This is a genomic window from Bradyrhizobium sp. BR 1432 (genome assembly GCF_051547705.1).
GTDB classification, from domain to species: domain Bacteria; phylum Pseudomonadota; class Alphaproteobacteria; order Rhizobiales; family Xanthobacteraceae; genus Bradyrhizobium; species Bradyrhizobium zhanjiangense.
Genome location: NZ_JBPUGF010000003.1, coordinates 2,678,514 through 2,698,508, shown reverse-complemented (window position 1 = coordinate 2,698,508; position 19,995 = coordinate 2,678,514). Strand labels below are relative to the sequence as shown.

9 protein-coding genes and 3 pseudogenes are annotated in these 19,995 nt (G+C 63.6%); 3 read left to right on the top strand and 9 right to left on the bottom strand.

Annotation, left to right across the window (positions count from 1 at the left end; genetic code table 11):
• Positions 1–26: 26 nt before the first annotated feature.
• From ACSKB8_RS12845 to ACSKB8_RS12835, 3 genes are all read right to left on the bottom strand, one after another.
• Positions 27–929: an ABC transporter permease gene (locus ACSKB8_RS12845; protein WP_438104455.1), complete on the bottom strand. Its 903-nt coding sequence runs from the start codon at positions 927–929 to the stop codon at positions 27–29.
• A 4-nt stretch (positions 930–933) separates the two neighbouring features.
• Positions 934–1,887, bottom strand: a complete 954-nt coding sequence (locus ACSKB8_RS12840) for an ABC transporter permease (protein WP_438104453.1) — start codon at positions 1,885–1,887, stop codon at positions 934–936.
• A 197-nt stretch (positions 1,888–2,084) separates the two neighbouring features.
• Positions 2,085–3,746: an ABC transporter substrate-binding protein gene (locus ACSKB8_RS12835; protein ID WP_370987868.1), complete on the bottom strand. Its 1,662-nt coding sequence runs from the start codon at positions 3,744–3,746 to the stop codon at positions 2,085–2,087.
• A 200-nt stretch (positions 3,747–3,946) separates the two neighbouring features.
• On the opposite strand from ACSKB8_RS12835, the gene ACSKB8_RS12830 reads away from it, so the two are divergent.
• Entirely contained in the window at positions 3,947–5,542 is a 1,596-nt protein-coding gene (locus tag ACSKB8_RS12830) for an ABC transporter substrate-binding protein (protein WP_438104452.1), read from the top strand.
• A gap of 207 nt (positions 5,543–5,749) precedes the next feature.
• Here ACSKB8_RS12830 and ACSKB8_RS12825 read toward each other — a convergent pair.
• The 4 genes and pseudogenes from ACSKB8_RS12825 to ACSKB8_RS12810 all read right to left on the bottom strand — a co-directional run.
• Positions 5,750–7,980: pseudogene (locus ACSKB8_RS12825) on the bottom strand (CHASE2 domain-containing protein).
• Positions 7,981–8,126: 146 nt separating this feature from the next.
• Entirely contained in the window at positions 8,127–9,581 is a 1,455-nt protein-coding gene (locus ACSKB8_RS12820; RefSeq protein ID WP_438104450.1) for a VCBS domain-containing protein, read from the bottom strand.
• A pseudogene (locus tag ACSKB8_RS12815) lies at positions 9,581–10,846 on the bottom strand (VCBS domain-containing protein); the annotation flags it as partial. The pseudogene ACSKB8_RS12815 and the gene ACSKB8_RS12820, both read right to left, overlap by 1 nt.
• A gap of 186 nt (positions 10,847–11,032) precedes the next feature.
• Positions 11,033–14,017, bottom strand: a pseudogene (locus ACSKB8_RS12810) (VCBS domain-containing protein); the annotation flags it as partial.
• A 621-nt stretch (positions 14,018–14,638) separates the two neighbouring features.
• Here ACSKB8_RS12810 and ACSKB8_RS12805 point away from each other — a divergent pair.
• Positions 14,639–15,370, top strand: a complete 732-nt coding sequence (locus ACSKB8_RS12805; RefSeq protein ID WP_438104448.1) for a transglutaminase-like cysteine peptidase — start codon at positions 14,639–14,641, stop codon at positions 15,368–15,370.
• A 186-nt stretch (positions 15,371–15,556) separates the two neighbouring features.
• A complete protein-coding gene (locus ACSKB8_RS12800) occupies positions 15,557–16,672 on the top strand; it encodes a lysozyme inhibitor LprI family protein (RefSeq protein ID WP_438104447.1) in 1,116 nt (371 codons plus the stop codon).
• Positions 16,673–16,855: 183 nt separating this feature from the next.
• Here ACSKB8_RS12800 and ACSKB8_RS12795 read toward each other — a convergent pair whose 3' ends face one another.
• Positions 16,856–18,055, bottom strand: a complete 1,200-nt coding sequence (locus tag ACSKB8_RS12795) for an ABC transporter substrate-binding protein (RefSeq protein ID WP_438104445.1) — start codon at positions 18,053–18,055, stop codon at positions 16,856–16,858.
• 100 nt (positions 18,056–18,155) lie between these two features.
• Positions 18,156–19,994, bottom strand: a complete 1,839-nt coding sequence (locus ACSKB8_RS12790) for an AMP-dependent synthetase/ligase (RefSeq protein ID WP_438104443.1) — start codon at positions 19,992–19,994, stop codon at positions 18,156–18,158.
• Position 19,995: the final 1 nt, after the last annotated feature.

Below are 19,995 nucleotides of genomic sequence, written 5' to 3'. Positions count from 1 at the left end.
ACGCTGTTGTTTGACGCACGCATGACCTAGTTCCTGATGTCCATGGCGCTACGCAGGCCGTCCGAGAGCAGATTGAAGCAGATCGAGACTGCGAAGATCATCGCACCCGGCAGCGCGGCGACCCAGGGATTGATGTAGATCGCGGTGCGCAAGGTGTTCAGCATCAGGCCCCATTCCGGCTCCGGCGGCTTGGTGCCAAGGCCGAGGAAGGACAGGCCGGCCGCCAGGATCATCGAGACCGAGATCAGGCTGGTGGCATAGACGAAGATGGCGCCGAGCACGTTGCCGAGGATGTGCACGCGCATGATGGTGAAGGCGCCGGCGCCGGAGGCGCGCGCGGCCTCGACGAAATCCATGTTGCGCACGCCAGTGGTGACGCTCTCGGCGACGCGGGTGATCTGCGGCACGAACACGACGGTCAACGACACGATGGAATTGAGGACGCCCGCCCCGAGCGCGCCGGAGATGGCGATCGCCAGCAGCACGGAGGGGAAGGCGTAGAACACGTCGACCGTCCGCATGATCGCGGTGTTGAGCCTGCCGCCGACATAGCCGGCAACGAGGCCGAGCGAGGTGCCGATGCAGAAGGCGAGGATCACGGGCAAAATGCCGATGACCAGCGACAGCCGCCCGCCATAGATCAGCCGCGCCAGCATGTCGCGGCCGAGCTCGTCGGTGCCGAGCGGATAGCCAGTCGTGCCGATGTGGCGAAGGCGGCGGATCATCGAGCCCTTGTAGGGGTCTTCGAGACCGAGCCACGGCGCGAGGACCGCGGACAGGAAGATCAGCAACAACACGAGCGCGCAGGCCATGCTGACCTTGTCGCGCATGATACGGCGGCCGACGGTCGCCCAATAGCCCCGCGCCCTGGTGGCGGGCGCGGCCTGGAGCGCGGCATCGCTGGTGGCTGACAACGGAAGCTCGCTCATCCCGCTAGCCCCGCTTGATGCGCGGGTCGATCGCGGCTTGCGCGATATCGACCAGCAGATTGAGGAACACGAAAAACAGCGCCAGAATCAGGATCGTGCCTTGCAGCAGCGGCAGGTCGCGCTGGAAGATCGCCGAATTGAGCAGGAAGCCCGAGCCCGGCCAGGAGAACACGGTCTCGATCAGGATGGAGCCGCCGAGCATATAGCCGAGCTGAAGCCCCATCACCGCGAGCGCGGTCGGCGCGGCATTCTTGATGACGTGGCGGAACACGCCGGTTTCGCGCAGACCCTTGGCCCGCAACGCCTCGACGAAATCCTGACTGAGGATGTCGCCGGTGAGCGCACGCACCGTGCGGGTGACGATGCCCATCGGGATCACCGAGGTCGTGATCGCCGGTAACACCAGATATTTCAGATGCGCCCAGTCCCAGGCCCAGGAGTTGGAGCCGCTCGGCCCGGCGCCGACCGCGGGCAGCCAGTTCAGCTGCACCGAGAAGATGATGACGAGCAGCATGCCGAGCCAGTAGTGCGGCACCGAGACGCCGGCGATCGCGAAGGAGGTCGCGACCTTGTCGATCCAGGTCTCGCGAAAATAGCCGGCGATCAGGCCGAACAGGATGCCCATGGTGAAGCCGATGATGGCCGCGGCAATCGCCAGCGTGACGGTGTTGCCGACCGCGCGCATGACCTCGGCCAGCACAGGACGCCCCGTGGCGATGGAATTGCCGAGATCGCCATGCAGCGCGCGCAGCAGCCAAAGCCCGAACTGCACCGGCAGCGGCCGGTCGAAGCCATAGGCGGCGCGCAGCTGCGCGGCGAGCTCCTGCGAGGCGTCGGCCGGCAGCACGGCCACGAGCGGATCGCCCGGCGTGATGTGCACGAGCAGAAAACACACCAGCGCCACGCTGATGACGATCGGGACGACGTAGACGATGCGTCTGGCGATATAAGCGAGCACGTTGAGTTCTTTCTTCCTTCTCCCCTTGTGGGAGAAGATGGCGCGCGCAGCGCGCCGGATGAGGGGTTGTTTCCGCGGATGACATTGCAGCGATCGAGGGGTTCGCATCCGCGGAGAGAGACCCCTCACCCGGCTTCGCTAACGCGAAGCCACCCTCTCCCACAGGGGGAGAGGGTACACTGAGTACGCGGCGCGAATTACTGCGTCATCGACACCGGCGAGAAGTCGATGAACCAGCTCTTCGGCTGCACGACGCCTGTCACCTTCGGGCTCATGGCGCGCGGGCCGACGTCATGGGCGACGTAGAGGAAGGCGGCGTCGTCGACGGAGGCCGCGTGCAGCTCGGCGAGCGCGGCGTCACGCGCGGCGGGATCGAAGGTCTGGCGCGCCTTCTTCACGAGGTCGTCGAACTTGGGGTTGTTGATGAAGCCCCAATTGTTCGACACCGGCGGCGCCATGCCCGATTGCAGGAAGCGCACCAGCGCGAAGAACGGGTCCATCGCCGCATAGGTGACGTTGGTCGCGTTCGCGCCGTTGGCTGAGGGATCCTTGGCGCCGCGGCGCCAGTTGGTGAACAGCGTATTCCATTCGATGACGTCGAGCTGCACGTCGAAATAGCATTCGGCCAGGGCCTGCTGGAGATATTCGTTCATCGGCAATGGCTGCATCTGGCCCGAGCCGGAGGCGGATGTCTGCGTCTTTACGGTCAGCTTCTTGTTCGGACCGAAGCCGGCCTCCTGCATCAGCTTTTGCGCAGCCGCCTTGTCGTACTTGATCTCGAAGCTCGGCTTGCCGCGCCAGGGATGGCCGGGCTCGAAAGTGCCGGTCGCCGGCACCATCAGGCCGGCAAGCAGGCCATCCTTCAGGCCCTCGCGGTCGACACAGAGGTTCGCGGCCTTGCGCACGCGGATGTCGTTCCAGGGCGAGCCTTCGACGCGCGAGAACTGCCAGGGCCAGACATGCGGCTGCTCGTTGGCGTAGAGCTTGAAGCCGCGCTGCTTGAGTTCGGGCAGCGCATCCGGCGCCGGGGCCTCGACCCAATCGACCTGCCCGGACAGCAGCGCCGCGGTGCGCGCGTTGGCCTCCGGCATCGGCAAGAGCACCATCTTGTCGACCTTGGGCACACGGGCCTTGTCCCAGTAGTTCGCGTTCTTGACCAACTCGAGCCGCTCACGCGGGGTGAAGCTCGCCATCTTCCACGGGCCGGTGCCCGAGGCGTCCCTGGCGAAGGCGGTCCAGGCGGCCTGCGACTTCGCCTTGGCATCAGCGCCTTCGGCCTTGTCGTAGAAGGCCTGCCACTTCGTCGGGCTCGCCATGAACAAATTGGTGAGGTTGATCGGCAGGAAGCTGTCGGGCTCCTTGGTGGTGAGCTCGACCGTCATGTCGTCGATCTTCTTCGCCGACGCCAGCGTCGGCATGCGCGAGGCCGTGACGCCAACCTGGCTGGCGTCGAATTGCGGCGCGTCCTGCTTCAAGACCTTCTCGACATTCCACACCACGGCGTCCGCATTGAACGGCGAGCCGTCATGGAAGGTCACGCCCGGGCGCAGCTTGAAAACCCACTTGGTCTTGTCGGCGTCGTCAACCTTCCACTCGGTGGCAAGGCCCGGAATCACCACGCTTGCCTTGTCGGCCGAGGACAGGTCCCAGCCGGTGAGCCCATCATACATGGTGAGGCCGGTGAAGCGATTGCCTTCAAAACCCTGGTCGGGCTGGCCCAGCGTGCGCGGAATATCGGCGGCGGTCATGCCGATGCGCAGCACAGTTTCGGCGCTCGCGACGCGCGGGGATGCGGCCGCCGTGCCGAGCGCCAAGAGTGCGATCAGCGCGGCATGTGTCTTGTTCTTCTTGATAAGCATCGCCTCAATCCTTTTCCGGCTTCGATGACTATTTTTGATGCAATCGTATGCAATGGCTATGCCAAAGAGAAACTTATTCTGCCATTTGTCACTGCGACGACAAGTCCTTGTGGGGCGCGCGCGGGCGAACGCATCGCCCTGCCTATTCTGGCATCAAGATTGCAAGTTTGGTCCCGATATCTCCTGGGAGCTTTGGGCCAATGCGTATTCGACTGTCGACCTGTCTCGCCGTGCTTGCGCTGGCGGCCTCCGCAATCTCGGCGCGCGCCGAAAGTGTCGTGCGCTACGGCATCTCGATGGCGGACATTCCGCTGACGACGGGCCAGCCCGATCGCGGCGCCGGCGCTTATCAGTTCACAGCCTACACGATCTACGATCCCTTGGTGGCCTGGGAGATGGACGTCGCCGATCGCCCCGGCAAGCTGGTGCCGGGGCTCGCCACCGAATGGAAGGTCGACGATGCCGACAAGACCAAATGGCGCTTCACTTTGCGCAAAGGCGTGAAGTTTCACGACGGCAGCGAGTTCAATGCCGACACGGTGATCTGGAATCTGGACAAGGTGCTCAACGACAAGGCGCCGCAATTCGACAAGCGGCAGAGCGCGCAGGTGAAGACCCGCCTGCCCTCGGTCGCGAGCTATGCCAAGATCGACGATTTCACCGTGGAGATCACAACCAAGACGGTCGATTCCTTCTTTCCCTATCAGATGCTGTGGTTCCTGGTGTCGAGCCCGGCGCAATACGAGAAGCTCGGCAAGGACTGGGACAAGTTCGCCAGCCAGCCCTCGGGCACCGGACCGTTCAAACTGACGAAGCTGGTGCCGCGCGAGCTTGCCGAGCTCACCAAGAACCCCGACTACTGGAACAAGAAGCGCATTCCCAAGGCCGACAAGATCGTGCTGGTGCCAATGCCGGAGGCGCTGACGCGCACCAACGCGCTGCTTGCGGGGCAAGTCGACCTGATCGAAACGCCCGCGCCGGATGCCGTACCGCAGCTGAAAGCCGCCGGCATGAAGCTCGTCGACAACATCACGCCGCATGTCTGGAATTATCATCTCAGCGTGCTGCCGGGCTCGCCCTGGACCGACATCCGCCTGCGCAAGGCGCTGAACCTCGCGATCGATCGCGAGGCGGTGGTCGGCCTGATGAACGGACTGGCAAAGCCAGCCAAGGGTCAGGTCGATCCATCCAGCCCGTGGTTCGGCAAGCCGAGCTTCGAGCTGAAATATGATCTTGCCGCAGCGAAGAAGCTGGTCGAAGAGGCCGGCTACTCCAAGGCGAAGCCGCTGAAGACAACCTTCATCATCGCGCAGGGCGGCACCGGCCAGATGCTGTCGCTGCCGATGAACGAATTCCTGCAGCAGAGTTTCAAGGAGATCGGCATCGAGATCGACTTCAAGGTCGTCGAGCTCGAGACATTATATACACACTGGCGCAAGGGCGCGGCCGACGAGATGAATGCCGGCATCACCGCCAACAACATCGCCTATGTCACCTCGGATCCGCTCTACGCCATCGTTCGCTTCTTCCATTCCGGGCAGATCGCGCCTGTCGGCGTCAACTGGGGCGGCTACAAGAACCCTGAGGTCGATGCGTTGATCGACGAGGCCAAGCAGACCTTCGATTCCGCCAAACAGGACGCACTGCTGGCGCAGGCGCATGCGCTGATCGTGAACGATGCTGCGCTGGTCTGGGTCGTCCACGACACAAATCCGCACGCGCTGTCGCCGAAGATCAAGCAGTTCGTGCAAACGCAGCACTGGTTCCAGGATCTGACAACGATCGGGGTGGAGTGAGGCGGGCCCTCAGCTTCGGCAAATAACGCTGTCGTCCCGGCGCAGGCCGGGACGACACTCTTAGTTAGGAGGCACATTCGCGCAAAACACTCAGTCTCGTAGGGTGGGCAAAGCGTAGCGTGCCCACCATTCGACCTCGGTGAGAGCGGATGGTGGGCACGGCGCTTCGCGCCTTTGCCCACCCTACGGGAGTGGTGACGAAGGCAACTACTTCGTCAGCAGCGCGTACGCCCCGTCCATCCTTCCGGCGGCGGCGTGAGCTGGAAATCCCTGATCCTTGCCTCATAGAGCCTGAACAGCTTTTCCAGCGTGTCGGCGTCCTCGCTGCGGCGGCCGCGCTCGATAGCGTCCAGCGCGCCCTGCCAGTCGCGGCCGCGATAGCAGCCGAGCATTTCGATGGTGATGTTGCGCAGGCGCTGGAAGGCACCCGAATGCATCACGTCCTCGCGGCCCGCGATGGCGTAGATCACCTCCGGCTCGGTCTTGCCCTTGACCATGATGAAGTCGAGCTCAAGGATCGCGAACTTGTCCTTGGCGGCGACCGCCGTCCGGGAGCCGACGATGATCGGGAAGCCGTATTCCTTGGTCTGCCCCTCGAGGCGCGAGGCCAGGTTCACACTGTCGCCGAGCACCGAGTAGTTCTTCTTCAGGTCGGAGCCCATATTGCCGACCACGCCGATGCCGGTGTTGAGACCGATGCCGACATTAAGCGGAATGTAGACGTGGCCGCCGTCGGCGGCTTCCTGCTCGCGCTCCTTGTTGACCGCGTCGATCTGCTCCAGCATCTGGATCGCGGCCTCGCAGGCGTTGACCTCGTGCTCGGCATCGTCGAGCGGCGCGTTCCAGAACGCCATGATGGCGTCGCCCATGTATTTGTCGATGTAGCCCTTGCGCTCGATGATGACGTCGGTCAGCGGCGTCAGGAAGCGGTTCATGAGCTCGATCAATCCTTGCGGATCGTCCTTGTAGCTCTCCGAGATCGTTGTGAAGCCGCGCACGTCGGAGAACATGATCGTCATCTCGCGCTCCTCGCCGCCGAGCACGAGCTTCTCCGGCGACTGCACGAGCTGCTCGACCAGCACCGGCGACATGTATTGCGCGAATTGCCCGCGGATCTGCACGCGCTGGCGCTGCTCGCGCACGAAGCTGGCAAAGATCAGCGTCAGATAGACCGCGGTGGTCGACAGCAGCGGATAGGTGAAATCGATGAGGTAGCGGTACTGCGAGTAGAAGAACCAGGACACGCCGACCAGGATGGCAGCGAACATCGCGCCCGCAAGCACCAAGCGCACGGGGCCGAGGTTTGGCGTAAAGACGATGACGAGCAGGCCGATGACCAGCGCGGCGATCAGTTCGACGCCGAGCGCATAGTTCGGCTGGGAGATCACCGCGCCGCTCAGTACGCTCTCCAGCACCTGGGCATGGATCTCGACCCCCGGCATGGTCGAGGACACCGGCGTGGTCTTGATGTCGTTGAGCCCGCCCGCCGAGGTGCCGATCAGCACCAGCTTGCCGGCGATCTTGCTCGGCGGCACGCTGTTGTCGAGCACGTCGGCCGCGGAGACGTAGATTGAAGGATCCCGGCGGGCGTAATGCACCCAGAGCTGGCCGTTCTTGTCGGTCGGAATCTCTACGCCCTTGAGGCGGATCGCCCTAATACCGGTCTTGTCGGTGCGAACCAGCAGCGTCGGCGTGCCCGTGACGACGCGCAGGATCTCGAGGCTGAGCGAGGGCATGATGTTGCCCTGGGCGCGCATGATCATCGGCACGCGGCGGATCAGACCGTCACGCTCGGTCCTGATCGAGAACAGGCCGCGACCGGCTGCGACCTTCTCGATGATCGGCACGTTGCGCAACAAGCCCGGGAATTCAAACAGGAAGCGCTCGGCGCCCTCCTCGCCGACCGTCGCGACGCCAGTGAAGGGCAGCGACTTGTCGAGCTCGGACAACACGCCTGGAAGCCCGGTCTCGCCCAGCACCACGCGCGAGCGCTTGATCGCCTCGGCAAGGATCTGGTCGTTGGTCGGCAGCTCGCGCAGCTTGGCGCGGGTGACCTCGTCGAGATAGCGCATCTGGCTCGCGACCAGATCCGGATTGAGCCGGTCGGCTTCCGAGAACACCACGTCGAAGCCGATCGCCACCGCGCCGTTGTTGGTGAGGTTCTGGATCAGATCGGCGATTCGCGTCCGCGGCCACGGCCATTGGCCGAGCTTGCCGAGGCTCTTGTCGTCGATGTCGACGATGGTGACGGGCCGCGCCGTCTTGTGGCGCGGATCGATCAACTGGAACATGTCGAAGGTGCGCAGCCGCAATTCCTGGATCGGCGGCGGGTCCCAGAGACGGGCGCCGGCAAACAGGACCAGCAGCGCGAGGCACATCAGCCGCGCCAAGCCGAACTTGCGCGCAAACCACCGCCGCAGGATTTTTAGACGTTTCATGCCGGTTGGGCTTCCTGTCCCGCCTGCTGCCGTGCGCACCGATCATGGAGCGTCCGCGCGCGATTTGCTATGCCCTGGCAGCTGAGGATTATGGATTTTTTGCCGCGGTCAAGAAAGGCGCCGGCCCGTGGAGGGCCAGGCGTTCATCAGGTGATGTGGAAGATGAAATCGCTGGCCTTGAGATTTGCCGCGATCACGTTCTTCAGCAGCAGCGACTCGTTCTCCGTGAACGGCGCGCCCTCAGGCTGTGTGACCTGCTGATGCCAAGTGATCAGCGTGTCGCCGGAGCCCTGCTGGACGATGGTGAGATTGCTAATGGAGTTAACGTCCAAGAATTGCCGCAAGTCGATCTTGTCCAGCCCCGTCGTGAAATCGGTGATGGTGTGCGAGAGGTCGGTCACGGGTTGCCCGTTCTGGTCGTACAGCACGCCCGGCGAGAACACGAACTGATCCTTGCCGGCGCCGCCGGTCAGCGTGTTGCCCGTATCGGTCGCGAAGATGACGTCCTTGCCGTCGGTGCCTTCCAGAGTGACGCCTTGGCCGGTGTCCCCCGCCTCGTTGAAGATGAAGTGGACAGTATCGAACAGGCCGGTGGCCTTGTCCGTCACCGTCAGCGTGATCTGATCGTTGTCCGGCGGCGTTTGGCCCGGATCATAGGTGACCCCATCCGCGAGGGCCAAGTTGATGTCGTCGAGAGAGCCGCACGCCACCCCCGGGGCGACACTGCTGTCCGGATCATGTGCAGTTACGGCCGTGATCTTGAACTCATCCGTCGCAGCGTCGGCATCGGTGTCGATGACCGAGAGTCCGGTGATGAAGTCGGTGTTGCTCTCGTTGGCGTGCCAGACGTAGAAGCCCGTGGTGTCGATGACCGGGCCGCTGGCGTCGTCGGCGCCGGTCACGTCTACCGTGAGCGTTGCCGTGCCGGTGGCACCATGCGCGTCCGTGGTCTGGACCGTGAAAATATCCGCATAGGACCCGTCCGACAGCGCGTTGATGGCCGTTGCATTGGGAACGTAGCTGTAGCTGCCGTCCGGGTTGATCGTCAGCGAACCGTACAGTCCCGCAACCGTCGTCGTGGCATGGTGATCCGCGTTCAGGACGGCATAGGTCAGCGTCGCCGTCTCGCCGCTATCCGCGTCGGTGCCGGCCAGTTGACCGGTAAGATCGGAGAAGGTGTCGGCCCCGGCGGTGTCCGTGAGCGGGCCGATGTGGAGATCGGCGAGTGTCGGCGCATCGTTGCTGCCGGCGATGTTGACGGTGACGATTGCGCCCGTGCCAGCGCCCTCGGCGTCCGACGGCACGATCGTGTATCGCAGCGACAGCGTCTGGCCGGCGGCGAGGAAGTCGAAGGCCTGGCTGCCCGAATTGAAATTCCAGGTGAACTGGGCGTAGCTAGCCGTGCCGTCGAGGATGTCGCCGGACGGCACGGTGAGATAGTTCAAAAGGTCCGCATGCGACAGCCCGCCGACGTCGCCGGTTTGCGGCACGCCGTCGAGAGAGATCTGCACCTGGCTGACCGACAACGTGACGTGATCGATCGCATCGACGTCGGAGACCGCCAGCACGCCATGCGAAAGCTGGCCGGCATTGGTTTCCATCAGATCGGCGACGGCGCCGCCCGGCCCGGAGGTCCCGCTGGCCCAGTCCGCGGTGCCCTCGATCGCGAGGCTGTGGGCGGAGTTGACCGTATTGGCGGCCGTGGTCCCGCTGCCGTCGCCGAGCTGGTAATACGCGGCAGATTCGCCTCGCTGCCGGTGAGTGCGGTGAAATCGATCGACTGGATCTGCGTCTGCGTGAGCGCGGTGGTCCAGACGCTGACATCGGCGATCGAGCCGAAGAAGCCTTCCGCCCCGAAGCCCGGCGCGCCTGGTTCGCTCGCGGCGCCGATCATCATGTAGGACGCCGACGGATTCGACGGACTGCCGTCGATCGGGTTGACCGTCCATGACTGCGAATATTCGAGGTGTCCGTCCAGATAGAGTTTGAAGGTGTCGTTGTCGCGGGTCAGCGCGATGTTGTGCCACTGCGACGCGGTGAGCGCCACGCCGGTATCGGCGATCTGGACGCCGCCCGCGAGAATCTGCAGCTCCATAGTGCCATCGGTGTTGACGGTGCTAAGGAGACCGAAGCCAGTGGTCGAGGTGTTGCCGTTGTAGAACAGGATCTGGCCGTGGTCGGGATTGGCGCCCCCGCTCCAGTTCACCCAGCCGTCCAGCGTCACGTCATCGGTGGCGACCGTCGGCACGTCGCCGACCGCGATGGTGTGGCCGTCGAAGTTCATGTAGTTCGATGTCACATAGGAGATGGCCGGCGCATCATTGGTGCCGGTGATCGTGACGGTGACGTCCTGCGAGACTTGCGCACCGTGATCGTCGGTAAAGGTAACGGTGTAGACCTGGGTGATGGTCTGCCCCTCCGCCAACGACTGCAGCACGGGATCGCTATTGTCCAGCGTGAAGTGCCAGCCCAGCGTCGCGCCGTTGCTGGTGTCGCTAGCGGATTCGGACACCGGATCGATCGTGAAGGTGCCGATGTTCGTGGTGCCGTCCTCGAAGCCCGGCAGAGCCGAGCTGACGGACGACGATTTGAACGACCACTGCGCCGTATGGGTGTCGGTCAGGTCGACGTCCTGGATCGCCAGCGTGCCGCATGCCGACAGCGACGAGCCCTCATCCTCGGTGACCGCGCCCGTCGCCGCGGCAGCATCGCTCGTGATCGTCGGCGCGTCGTTGACGCCGTTGATCGTGACGGTGACGTCCTGGCTGACGATGCCGCCGTGGTGGTCATCGAACGTGACGGTGTAGACCTGGGTGATGGTCTGGCCCTGCGCGAGCGATTGCAGCATCGCGTCGTTGTTGTCGAGCGTGAAGTGCCAGCCGAGCGTAGCGCTGTTGTTGGTGTCGGTGCTGGATTCGAGCACCGACGGATCGATCGTGAACGTGCCGATGTTCGTGCTGTTGGCATCGAACCCCGGCAGCGCCGAGCTGACGGACGACGACTTGAACACCGCCTGCGCGGTATGAGTGTCGATCAGGTCGAGGTCCTGGATCGCCAGTGTGCCGTCAATCGACATGGTCGGACCGGTGTCCTCGGTGACCTCGCCCGTTGCCGCCAAGGCATCGCTCGTGACGGTTGGCGCATCGTTGACGCCCGTGATGGTGACGGTGACGTCCTGCGTGACCGTCGCATTGTGATTGTCAGTGAAGGTGACGGTGTAGACCTGGGTGATGGTCTGCCCTTCCGCCAGCGACTGCAGCATCGCATTGCTGTTGTCGAGCGTGAAGTGCCAACCCAGCGTGGCGCCGTTGTTGGTGTCGGCGTTGGATTCGAGCACCGAAGGATCGATCGTGAAGGTGCCGATATTCGTGGCGCCCTCAACAAAGCCTGGCAGATGCGCGCTCGAGGACGACGACTTGAACACCGCCTGCGCCGTATGGGTGTCGATCAGGTCCAGATCCTGGATCGCCAGCGTGCCGTCGATCGACAGCGACAGGGCCGTGTCCTCGATGACTTTGCCCGTTGCCGCCGCGGCGCTGCTGGTCACGGTCGGCGCATCGTTGGTCCCGGTAATGGTGACCGTGACGTCTTGGGTGACCGTTCCGCCGTGATGATCGTCGACGGTAACGGTGTAGACCTGCGTGATGGTCTGGCCTTCCGCCAGCGACTGCAGCACCGGATCGTTATCGTCGAGCGTGAAGGTCCAGCCCACCGACCCTCGCGTGCTGACGCCGGGGCTCTCGCTCACCGGCAGAAGCGCGAAAGTGCCGATATACGAGCTGCCGTCGCTGAACCCCGGCAGATGTGCGCTCGACGTCGTCGACTTCAGGACGAAGCTCGCGCTGTGCGTATCCGTGAGATCAGGGTCGTTGAAGGCGATGGTACCCTCGGCCGTCAGGGGCGCCGCATCCTCCGTCACCGCGCCGGTCGGGATCGTGGAGTCTTCGACGATCGTCGGCACGTCGTTGGTGCCCTCGACATTGACGTCCGCACCGTTGATGGACACGCTGATCGGGGTGCTGACCACACCGCCGTGCCCGTCATCGACCTGCACCACATAGTTGAGGGTCAGCGTCTCGCCTTCGGCGAGGAAATCGAAGAGATGGTCGGGAACGCTGTAGGTCCAGGTGGCCGAGCCGTTGTTGCTGTTTCCCGCGCCCTGCACCACGGTCAGCGGCACCTCGACGGCGGCGATCGCGGCGCGTTGCTCCGGCGTCAGCGTCGCGGTGATATCGTTGCCTTCGGCATCGAGATATTTGAACGGCTGGGTCGACGAGAGCGCCGCGCTCACGATCGGCCGGTCCGTCAGATCGACGTCGGCGAAGGTGACCGTGCCCGTGATGGTGTCCAGAGCCTCGTTGCCGGTCCCGACCTTCTCGATGACGGTGCCACCCGATGTCGCGACGGTGGGCTTGTCGTTCGTCCCCGTGATCGTGATGGTGATCGGGATGAACTTGGACTCCGGGTTCACCGCGAAATTGGTATCGACGCGAACCATGTAGGTCAGCGTCAGCGTTTCGCCGGCTGCGAGGAAGTCGAAGACGTGATCGGGGACCGTGTAGGTCCAGACCGCAGAGCCATTATTGTTGTTGCCGGCGTCGGCAACGACGTTGATCTGGATCTGCGTCGCCGCGATGTCCTGCTTCTGCAGCGCGGAGAGCGAGCCGGTGACGTCCTGCTGGCTCGCGTTCTTGTAGACGTAGTTCGGCGCCTCGGCGAGGCTCACCGACACCGTCGGCAGGTCGCCGAGGTTTTGATCGACGAAGGTGATCCGGCCGGAGACCGTGTCGTTATGCGTCGTGTCGCCCGTGGTGTCCGCGCGCTCGGTCACCGAGAACGCCGTCTTCACGTTGCCGCTGGAATCGAGGCTTTGCACCAGCGGCTGGCCGGGAACACGGGTGGCCGTGGGCGTGGAGGTGTGGGGGGCCTCCTGTCCCTGCGGATTGAGATTGACGAATGTCGCGACCGCGATGGCGCCCGACCCCGATTTGAACACCACGTCCTGGCTGATCGGCGTGATCGTGTCGGTGAAGTTCGTGGTCAGCTTGGTGTTGGTGTTGTTGTCGGTGAACTTCAGCGTGAACACGTCCGTGATCAGCTTCTGCACGTCCGGTGACATCAGCGCATTGCTGATCGAGACGTTGCCGCCGCTGATCTGGATCATCTGGCCGGCCTGGTTGACCGTCGCAATCGGCAGCAGAGTGACCTTGTCGAACAGGATGTAGGAGCCCGTGGTGCCGTTCGGCTCGACCAACACCTGGAAGCTCGCCTGCGGCTGCGGATCGCCGCCGCCGGCGGGAACGACGAAATTGATCTGGGTCAGCACCGCGGTGCCGCGGATGCCCATGGTGGCGACCGGCGTGTCGATCTTCATGTCGCCATGCTTGGCGGTCTCGCCGGCGACGAAGGTGATGGTGCCCGCGACCAGGCTCAGCAGCGAGGAGTTGCTCGACCCGTTGGGGTCATAGACCATCTCGTTCAGAACCATCCGCGCATTGGAGGACAGGCCGAAGACGGTGCCGTCGATGAAGGTGATGCCGAGCGTCGAATCGGCGCCGGTCGAGACCACGTCGCCCTTCTCGACATTGTCGCCGTTGTTCAGGATGACCGAAACGCCATTGCGGATCGCGGTCGCGCTGCCGGAGAGTTTTGTGACGTGACCGATGACCTGGGCCGCGGCAGCGCCGGGCGCGGCCTGCGCATATTGCACATGGCCCGTGAGCGCGCTGACGACGTCGCCGCTGAGGTGGGCGCCATCGGGCGAGGCGACCGCCGCGCGCTTGTCGCCCCTAAAATAATCGTGAACGACGAACTCATGACCCTCATGGGACAGCACGAGGTCGAGACCTGCGCGCTTGAACTCGCCGTTGAAGATCAGGTTGGGATCGGGAACAACGAACGCGCCATCGGGCACGTGACCATGCGCCTTGGCGATAAAGGGCTTGGCAGCAGAGAAATCGACATGGCCATCGGCGAGCGAACGGGAATCCTGGCCGTCCAAGGACATCGCGGCGTCAAATTTGCCAGCGTAATTCAATCGGGCACCGTAAAAAGGGTTAAAATCTAAGTAAGTATCGACCGCCTAAGCTTGCATAGCATTACCAAGTCCTTAGCGAAACCATCTATTGCTTGTGTGATTTCGCGTCACCGAGCCGCCGCCGGCTCGGTCGGAGCAAGTCTTCATGGAGGAAGCGGGGCAGTTCGAGAAATATTTGGACGTATAATTTCGCCTGTTTGAGCCCATTTCCGGCACTCCCACGTATTCCATTGTATAGATCTGGCGACGAATACTTGTGTCATCTTTTGTTCGTGGTGCCCCGCAGCACACTGGGGCAAATACGGAACCAAATCTGTGACCCAACTAACAGAACCCGGGAAATATCGGGGCCGTTAGCCATAGGCGCGGAATCAGCGAGCGCACAACCAATACCTGCAATTGGCTCCATTTCGCGGCAGGCGGCGCTTCCCCTAGCCCCCGATTCGTAAAATTTTATGCAATCTGGACAGGCTCGTTTCAGCCTGTTCCCCGGTTTCGGGACCCCTGCCGGGCGCGTTAAGCAGAACAAAACGGCCCATCTCGCACTATCTCCGCGAAAGCAACAAAGCCCGGCACGTCGAGATCGAGGGGGATCTCGCGAAGCCCGGAAGGGGATGTCAGATGGAGACCGCTGCTCGCTCGCGCGCTTGGCGCGCAATCCTTGTCTTGTGCGCATTGATCCTGCTCGGATCGGTCGCCGAGCTTCGCGCCGGCACGCTGCTGTCGCCGGGCGCCGGCGTCCTCGTGCGCAAATCCGCCGAGCCGTTCGGCGTGTTCGCCTTCGCCATCTCGTCGGGCAGCCTGCAACGGAAATGGCTCGCGCTGAAGGACAAGCTCGACGACGACATGGTGCAGCTCGCGCTGTGCGATGGCGACCGGGACCATTGCGCATCGCCTGCGGCCCTGAAGCTGCTCGCCATCGTCGACCAGGCCCGTGATCGCGACGGCCGCGCGAAGCTGGGCGAGGCCAACCGCGCCATCAACCTCGCCATCCGGGCCGCCAATGACGGCACCGACGACGTCTGGAGCTCGCCGCTTGCGACCTTCCAGCGCGGCGCCGGCGATTGCGAAGACTATGCCATTGCCAAGCTCGCCGCCCTGCGGCTCGCCGGCGTTGCCGCCGAAGACCTCCGCATCGTCGTGGTGCGCGACACCCACGCCGGCGAGGCGCATGCGGTGGCCGCCGCACGGCTCGACGGCCACTGGCTGATGCTCGACAACCGCCGCATGGCGATGGTCGAGGACGACGCGGCACCGATCTACCAGCCGCTGTTCGTGCTCTACCAATCGGCCGTGATGAAATATGTCGACGAACCCGTGCGGTTCTCGATGGCCGCCACCGAGACGCATTGATCCATCTCGTAGCCCGGATGGAGCGGCAGCGAAATCCGGGACCGCTATCAGTCTGTTGCACGAATCCCGGATTGCGCTTCGCTCCATCCGGGCTACAGGACCTCGGGTTACAATCCCCATCACAAAGCCATTCCGCCGCTCGATCCGGGACGCTAGCATGGCAGCGGCTATGCGGGGGCGACTGAGATGCGGTTCATCGTGATGACTGTGCTTGCGCTGCTGGCGTTGCCGGTGGCACCAGCCTCCGCGCAATCCGACCGCCCCATTGCCGATCGGCTGCCGCTGTTTGCCAAGAACAACTGCCAACAGATTCGCGATCCCGGCAACCAATTGTTCTGCGGCGATGCCGAGCTTGCCGCCGCCGCCGAGAAGCTGAGCACGGCGATCGAGGCACGGCTCGCCCGCCTGCCCGATCGTCTGCCGGCGATCGAGGAGAATGCGATCTGGAACCGCCAGCGCAATCTCAGCTGCGGCATCGTCGGCCAGACCGCGATTCGCGCCGACGATTTCGACCGGGTGAAGGCGTGCCTGCTCAAGGTCACCGAGGAGCGCGCCGCAATCGTGCGCGATCCGGATTTCGACTGTCTCGCGGCCAACACCGCGGCGGGCGCGCTGATCTGCGCGGACCCGGCGCTGGCACTTGTCGAAACGGAGTTGAACAGCCAGGTGCTCGGCCTGATCGGCAAGCTGGACCCGACCGCAGCGCGCTTTGCCTTCGCCGAATATGGAAGGTGGACGCGAGAGCGCGACCGCAAATGCAATCTGGTCGGCAAGGAGAACGTGCCGCTCCTGGAGCTGGAATCCGCGGAGGACTGTCTCGCCGACCATTTGAAACGCAAGTCCGATGAGATTCGCGCCGCGAGAGGCGACCCCAAGAAGGTGTTCGGCCGGCAGGTCGCGGCCCACTCGCCCGACACCGACGCGGTCGACTTCTGCGCCGCGCGGATTCACGCCGCCAATTCGTGTGGAAATTTCCTCCGCATCAACCGCGTCTACGCGCTCGACAGCCAGGTGACCGGGCAGGAGGCGCAGGTCACCGGCGAGATCGAGATGGCCGTGCTGGCGCCCTTCACCATGTGCAGCAAAGTCGCCTCCACCTGCACCGGCACCTGCTGGGACGCGAGGACCGGTCGTCCGCAGCCGGGAGCCAGCAACAAGGAGCGTGCCGCAGAAGCCTTCAACGTCACGCGCCGCCTGCGGATCCAGCGGACTTTTGCTTTCGTGAAAGCCGCCGATGGGTGGCGGTGCCGGGAAGACGAGCTGGCCCCGGTGAACTCGGGGACAGCGGGTGGGGGATCGTGAGTGCTCTTACCCTCCCCTGGAGGGGGAGGGTCGCTACGCATGTAGCGAAGCGGAATGCGTAGCGGGGTGGGGTGACAGTCTCTCCACATCGAGTACTGCCCGTGTTGAGAGATCACCCCACCCCGCTCGCGCTGCGCGCGATCGACCCTCCCCCTCCAGGGGAGGGTGAAAGCGACACCTCAATCAAAACATCAGATTGTCCTTCACCAGCACCCAGCGGCCGCCCTTGACCTGCTGTACCTGGGTGATGGTGTTGGCGAGGTGGTCGGTCTTGGAGAACTTGGTCGGGGGCGAGTTGAAGATATCGAGGAATTTGTCACCCGACTCCAGCGCGTCCAGCATCTTCTGACCCGTGAGATCCTTGCCCGCCTTGTTCGCGTAGAACGCAAACGTCATCACCGCATTGTAGCCGATGATGGCCTGCGTATTGGCGTCGGTGCCAAACATCTTCTTGTAGTTGACCAGCCAGTCCTTGACCTTGCCCTTGGCGGTGTCCTCGTAAGGAATCTCGAAGCCGCTGGCGGCATAGAGACCTTCGACGGCTTCCTTGCCGAGCATCGGCACCTCCATCACGTTGGTCGGTGTCGCACCGAGGAAGGTGACGTCCCAGCCGAGCTTCTTGGCTTCGGTCATCGCCCCTATGGTCTCGCGGAGCACGGTGCCGAGCAGGACGAGGTCGCAGCCATCGGACTTCATCTTGGCAACCTGCGCGCTGAAATCGGAGGCGCCGCGCTTATAGCTCGTGATCGACGCCGGCTGCACCTTCATCGCGGTGAGCTGCTGGTTGAAGCCGTCGAGCACGTTCTTACCGTACTCGTCGTCTTGATGCATGATGCAGGGCTTCTTGAAGCCCTTCCACTCCATCATGTATTTCAGCGCGGCCCGTGTGCTCTCGACGTAAGGCAAGAGATTGTTGAACTTCAGCCGCTCCTGCGGCTTGGCCGGATCGAACTTGAAGGTGAACTCGGCCGCCGTCAGCGGGAAGAGCTGCATGACGCCGGCGTCGAACAGGATGTCCTGCGCGGCGAGCACTGTCGGTGATCCCATCGGTCCCACCATCGCGAAGATCTTGTCACGCTCGATCAGTTTTTGCGAAGCCAGCACGGCCTTTTTCGGATCATAGCCGCTGTCCTCGACGACCAGCCGAATCTTGCGGCCATTGATCCCACCGGACGCATTGATCTCCTCGGTCGCCATCTTCATGCCGTTTGCGACCGGGACGCCCCAACCCTTGATCGGACCCGACAGATCCTGGTGAGTGCCGATGACGATCTCGGATGCCGAGATGCCCTCATTGGTAACCTTGGTCTGCGCCGCGGCCGGCAGATGCGTGAGCACCACTGCGCTCACCGCAAGGCCGAACGCCCTGAACGACTTCGACATTGATATCTCCTCTCCCTGGCCCGTGTTGCGCGAAGGGCGTGGCCATCGCTCCTTCGCTGATTTCAGCGTCGCCTGGCGCACGGCGTTCCTGCCATGCGCCTCACGCCACCGCACGCTGGCGATACATCGCCTCGATCTCCGCGGCGTAGCGCTTGTTCACGAAGCCGCGCTTCAGCTTCATGGTCGGTGTCAGCTCTTCGTCCTCCGGGGTGAGCTGGCGCTCGATCAAATAGAACTTCTTGATGGTCTCGACCCGGGCGAAATTGCCGTTGACCTGCTCGATCTCACGCCAGATCAGGTCCTGAATCTCCGTCGCCCGGCACAGGCTGGCATAATTGGTGAACGGAATGTCGTGGTCCTGCGCGAACTTTTCGACGTTCTCCTGGTCGATCATCACGAGGCAGGTCAGATACGGCCGCTTGTCGCCGATCACCACGGCGTCCGAGATATAGGGCGAGAATTTGAGCTGGTTCTCGATCTCGGACGGCGTGATGTTCTTGCCGCCCGAGGTGATGATGATGTCCTTCATCCGGTCGGTGATGCGGACGAAGCCTTCATTGTCGATGGTGCCGACGTCGCCGGTATGCAGCCAGCCGCGTTGATCGATGGTCTCGGCAGTCTTCTCCGGCTGGTTCAGATAGCCCATGAACAGGAAGTCGCCCTTGATCAGGATCTCGCCGTCGGGCGACAGCGCGACCTCGCCCCAGGGGACGGCCGTGCCGACCGAGCCGAGCTTGATCCGCTCCGCCGGCATCATGGTGGCGACCCCGCAATTCTCGGTCTGGCCATAGACCTCGTGCATGTCGATGCCGAGCGCAAGATACCAGCGGATCAGCTCCGGGGCGATCGGCGCCGCGCCGGTGAAGGCGATGCGGCAGCGGTCGAGCCCGATCATGCGGCGGATGTTGCGGAATGCGATGCGATAGGCGAGGCGGTTGGCGAGGCGCAGCGACAGCGGCGGCGTCTTACCCTCGAGCCGGCAATCGACCATGCGGTGGCCGACACCGATGGCGCGGCGATAGACCCATTGCTGGAGCGGCGTCGCATCCTTCAGCGCGATGGTGATGGCGGAATAGAATTTTTCCCAGATGCGCGGCACTGCGAGGAAGACCGTCGGCTGCACCTCGCGCAAATTGTCCGGCACTGTCTCCGGGCTCTCGGCAAAGTTCATCACCGAGCCGAGCGCGACCGAGATGTAGTAGCCGCCGATGCGCTCGGCGACGTGGCAGAGCGGCAGAAAGATCAGCCGGTCCTCGGCTTCCTGCGCCGGGATGAAATCGTTGGCGTGGCGCATCTGATGCGTCACGCTGCGGTTGGCATGCATCGCCCCCTTGGGCGGCCCTGTCGTGCCCGACGTGTAGACGAGGATCGCGAGGTCGCCGGCGCTGCGGCTGTCGATCATCTCCTGCCACAGCGCCTCGCGGCCGACCATGTGGTTGCAGCCGAGCGCACGGAACTCGTCGAGCGACATCACCATGTCGTCGGAGAAGCCGCGGAGACCCTCCATGTCGAACACGATGATCTTCTGCAAGGTAGGACAGCGGGCCCGGCAGGCGAGGACCTTGTCGAGCTGCTCCTCGTCCTCGACGAAGATCACCTTTGTTCTGGAGTCGTTGACGAGATATTCGACCTGGGAGGATGCGTCGGTGGGATAGATGCCGGAGGAGACGCCACCGGCGCACAGGATGCCCATGTCGGCATGGACCCATTCGGGCACGGCATTGGCGATGATGGAGCCGACGTCGCCGGGCATGAAGCCGATCGCGCGAAGCGCGTAGGCGACTTCCTTTGAGATCTCCAGCCATTGGCGCCAGCTCGTCGGCTGCCAGATGCCGAATTTCTTCTCGCGGATCGCCGGCCTGTCGCCCCGCGTCTCGACGGCGCGCAGAAAGCTCTTCGCGATCGTATCAGCGACCGTCAGCACCGCCGGTCGGGCCATG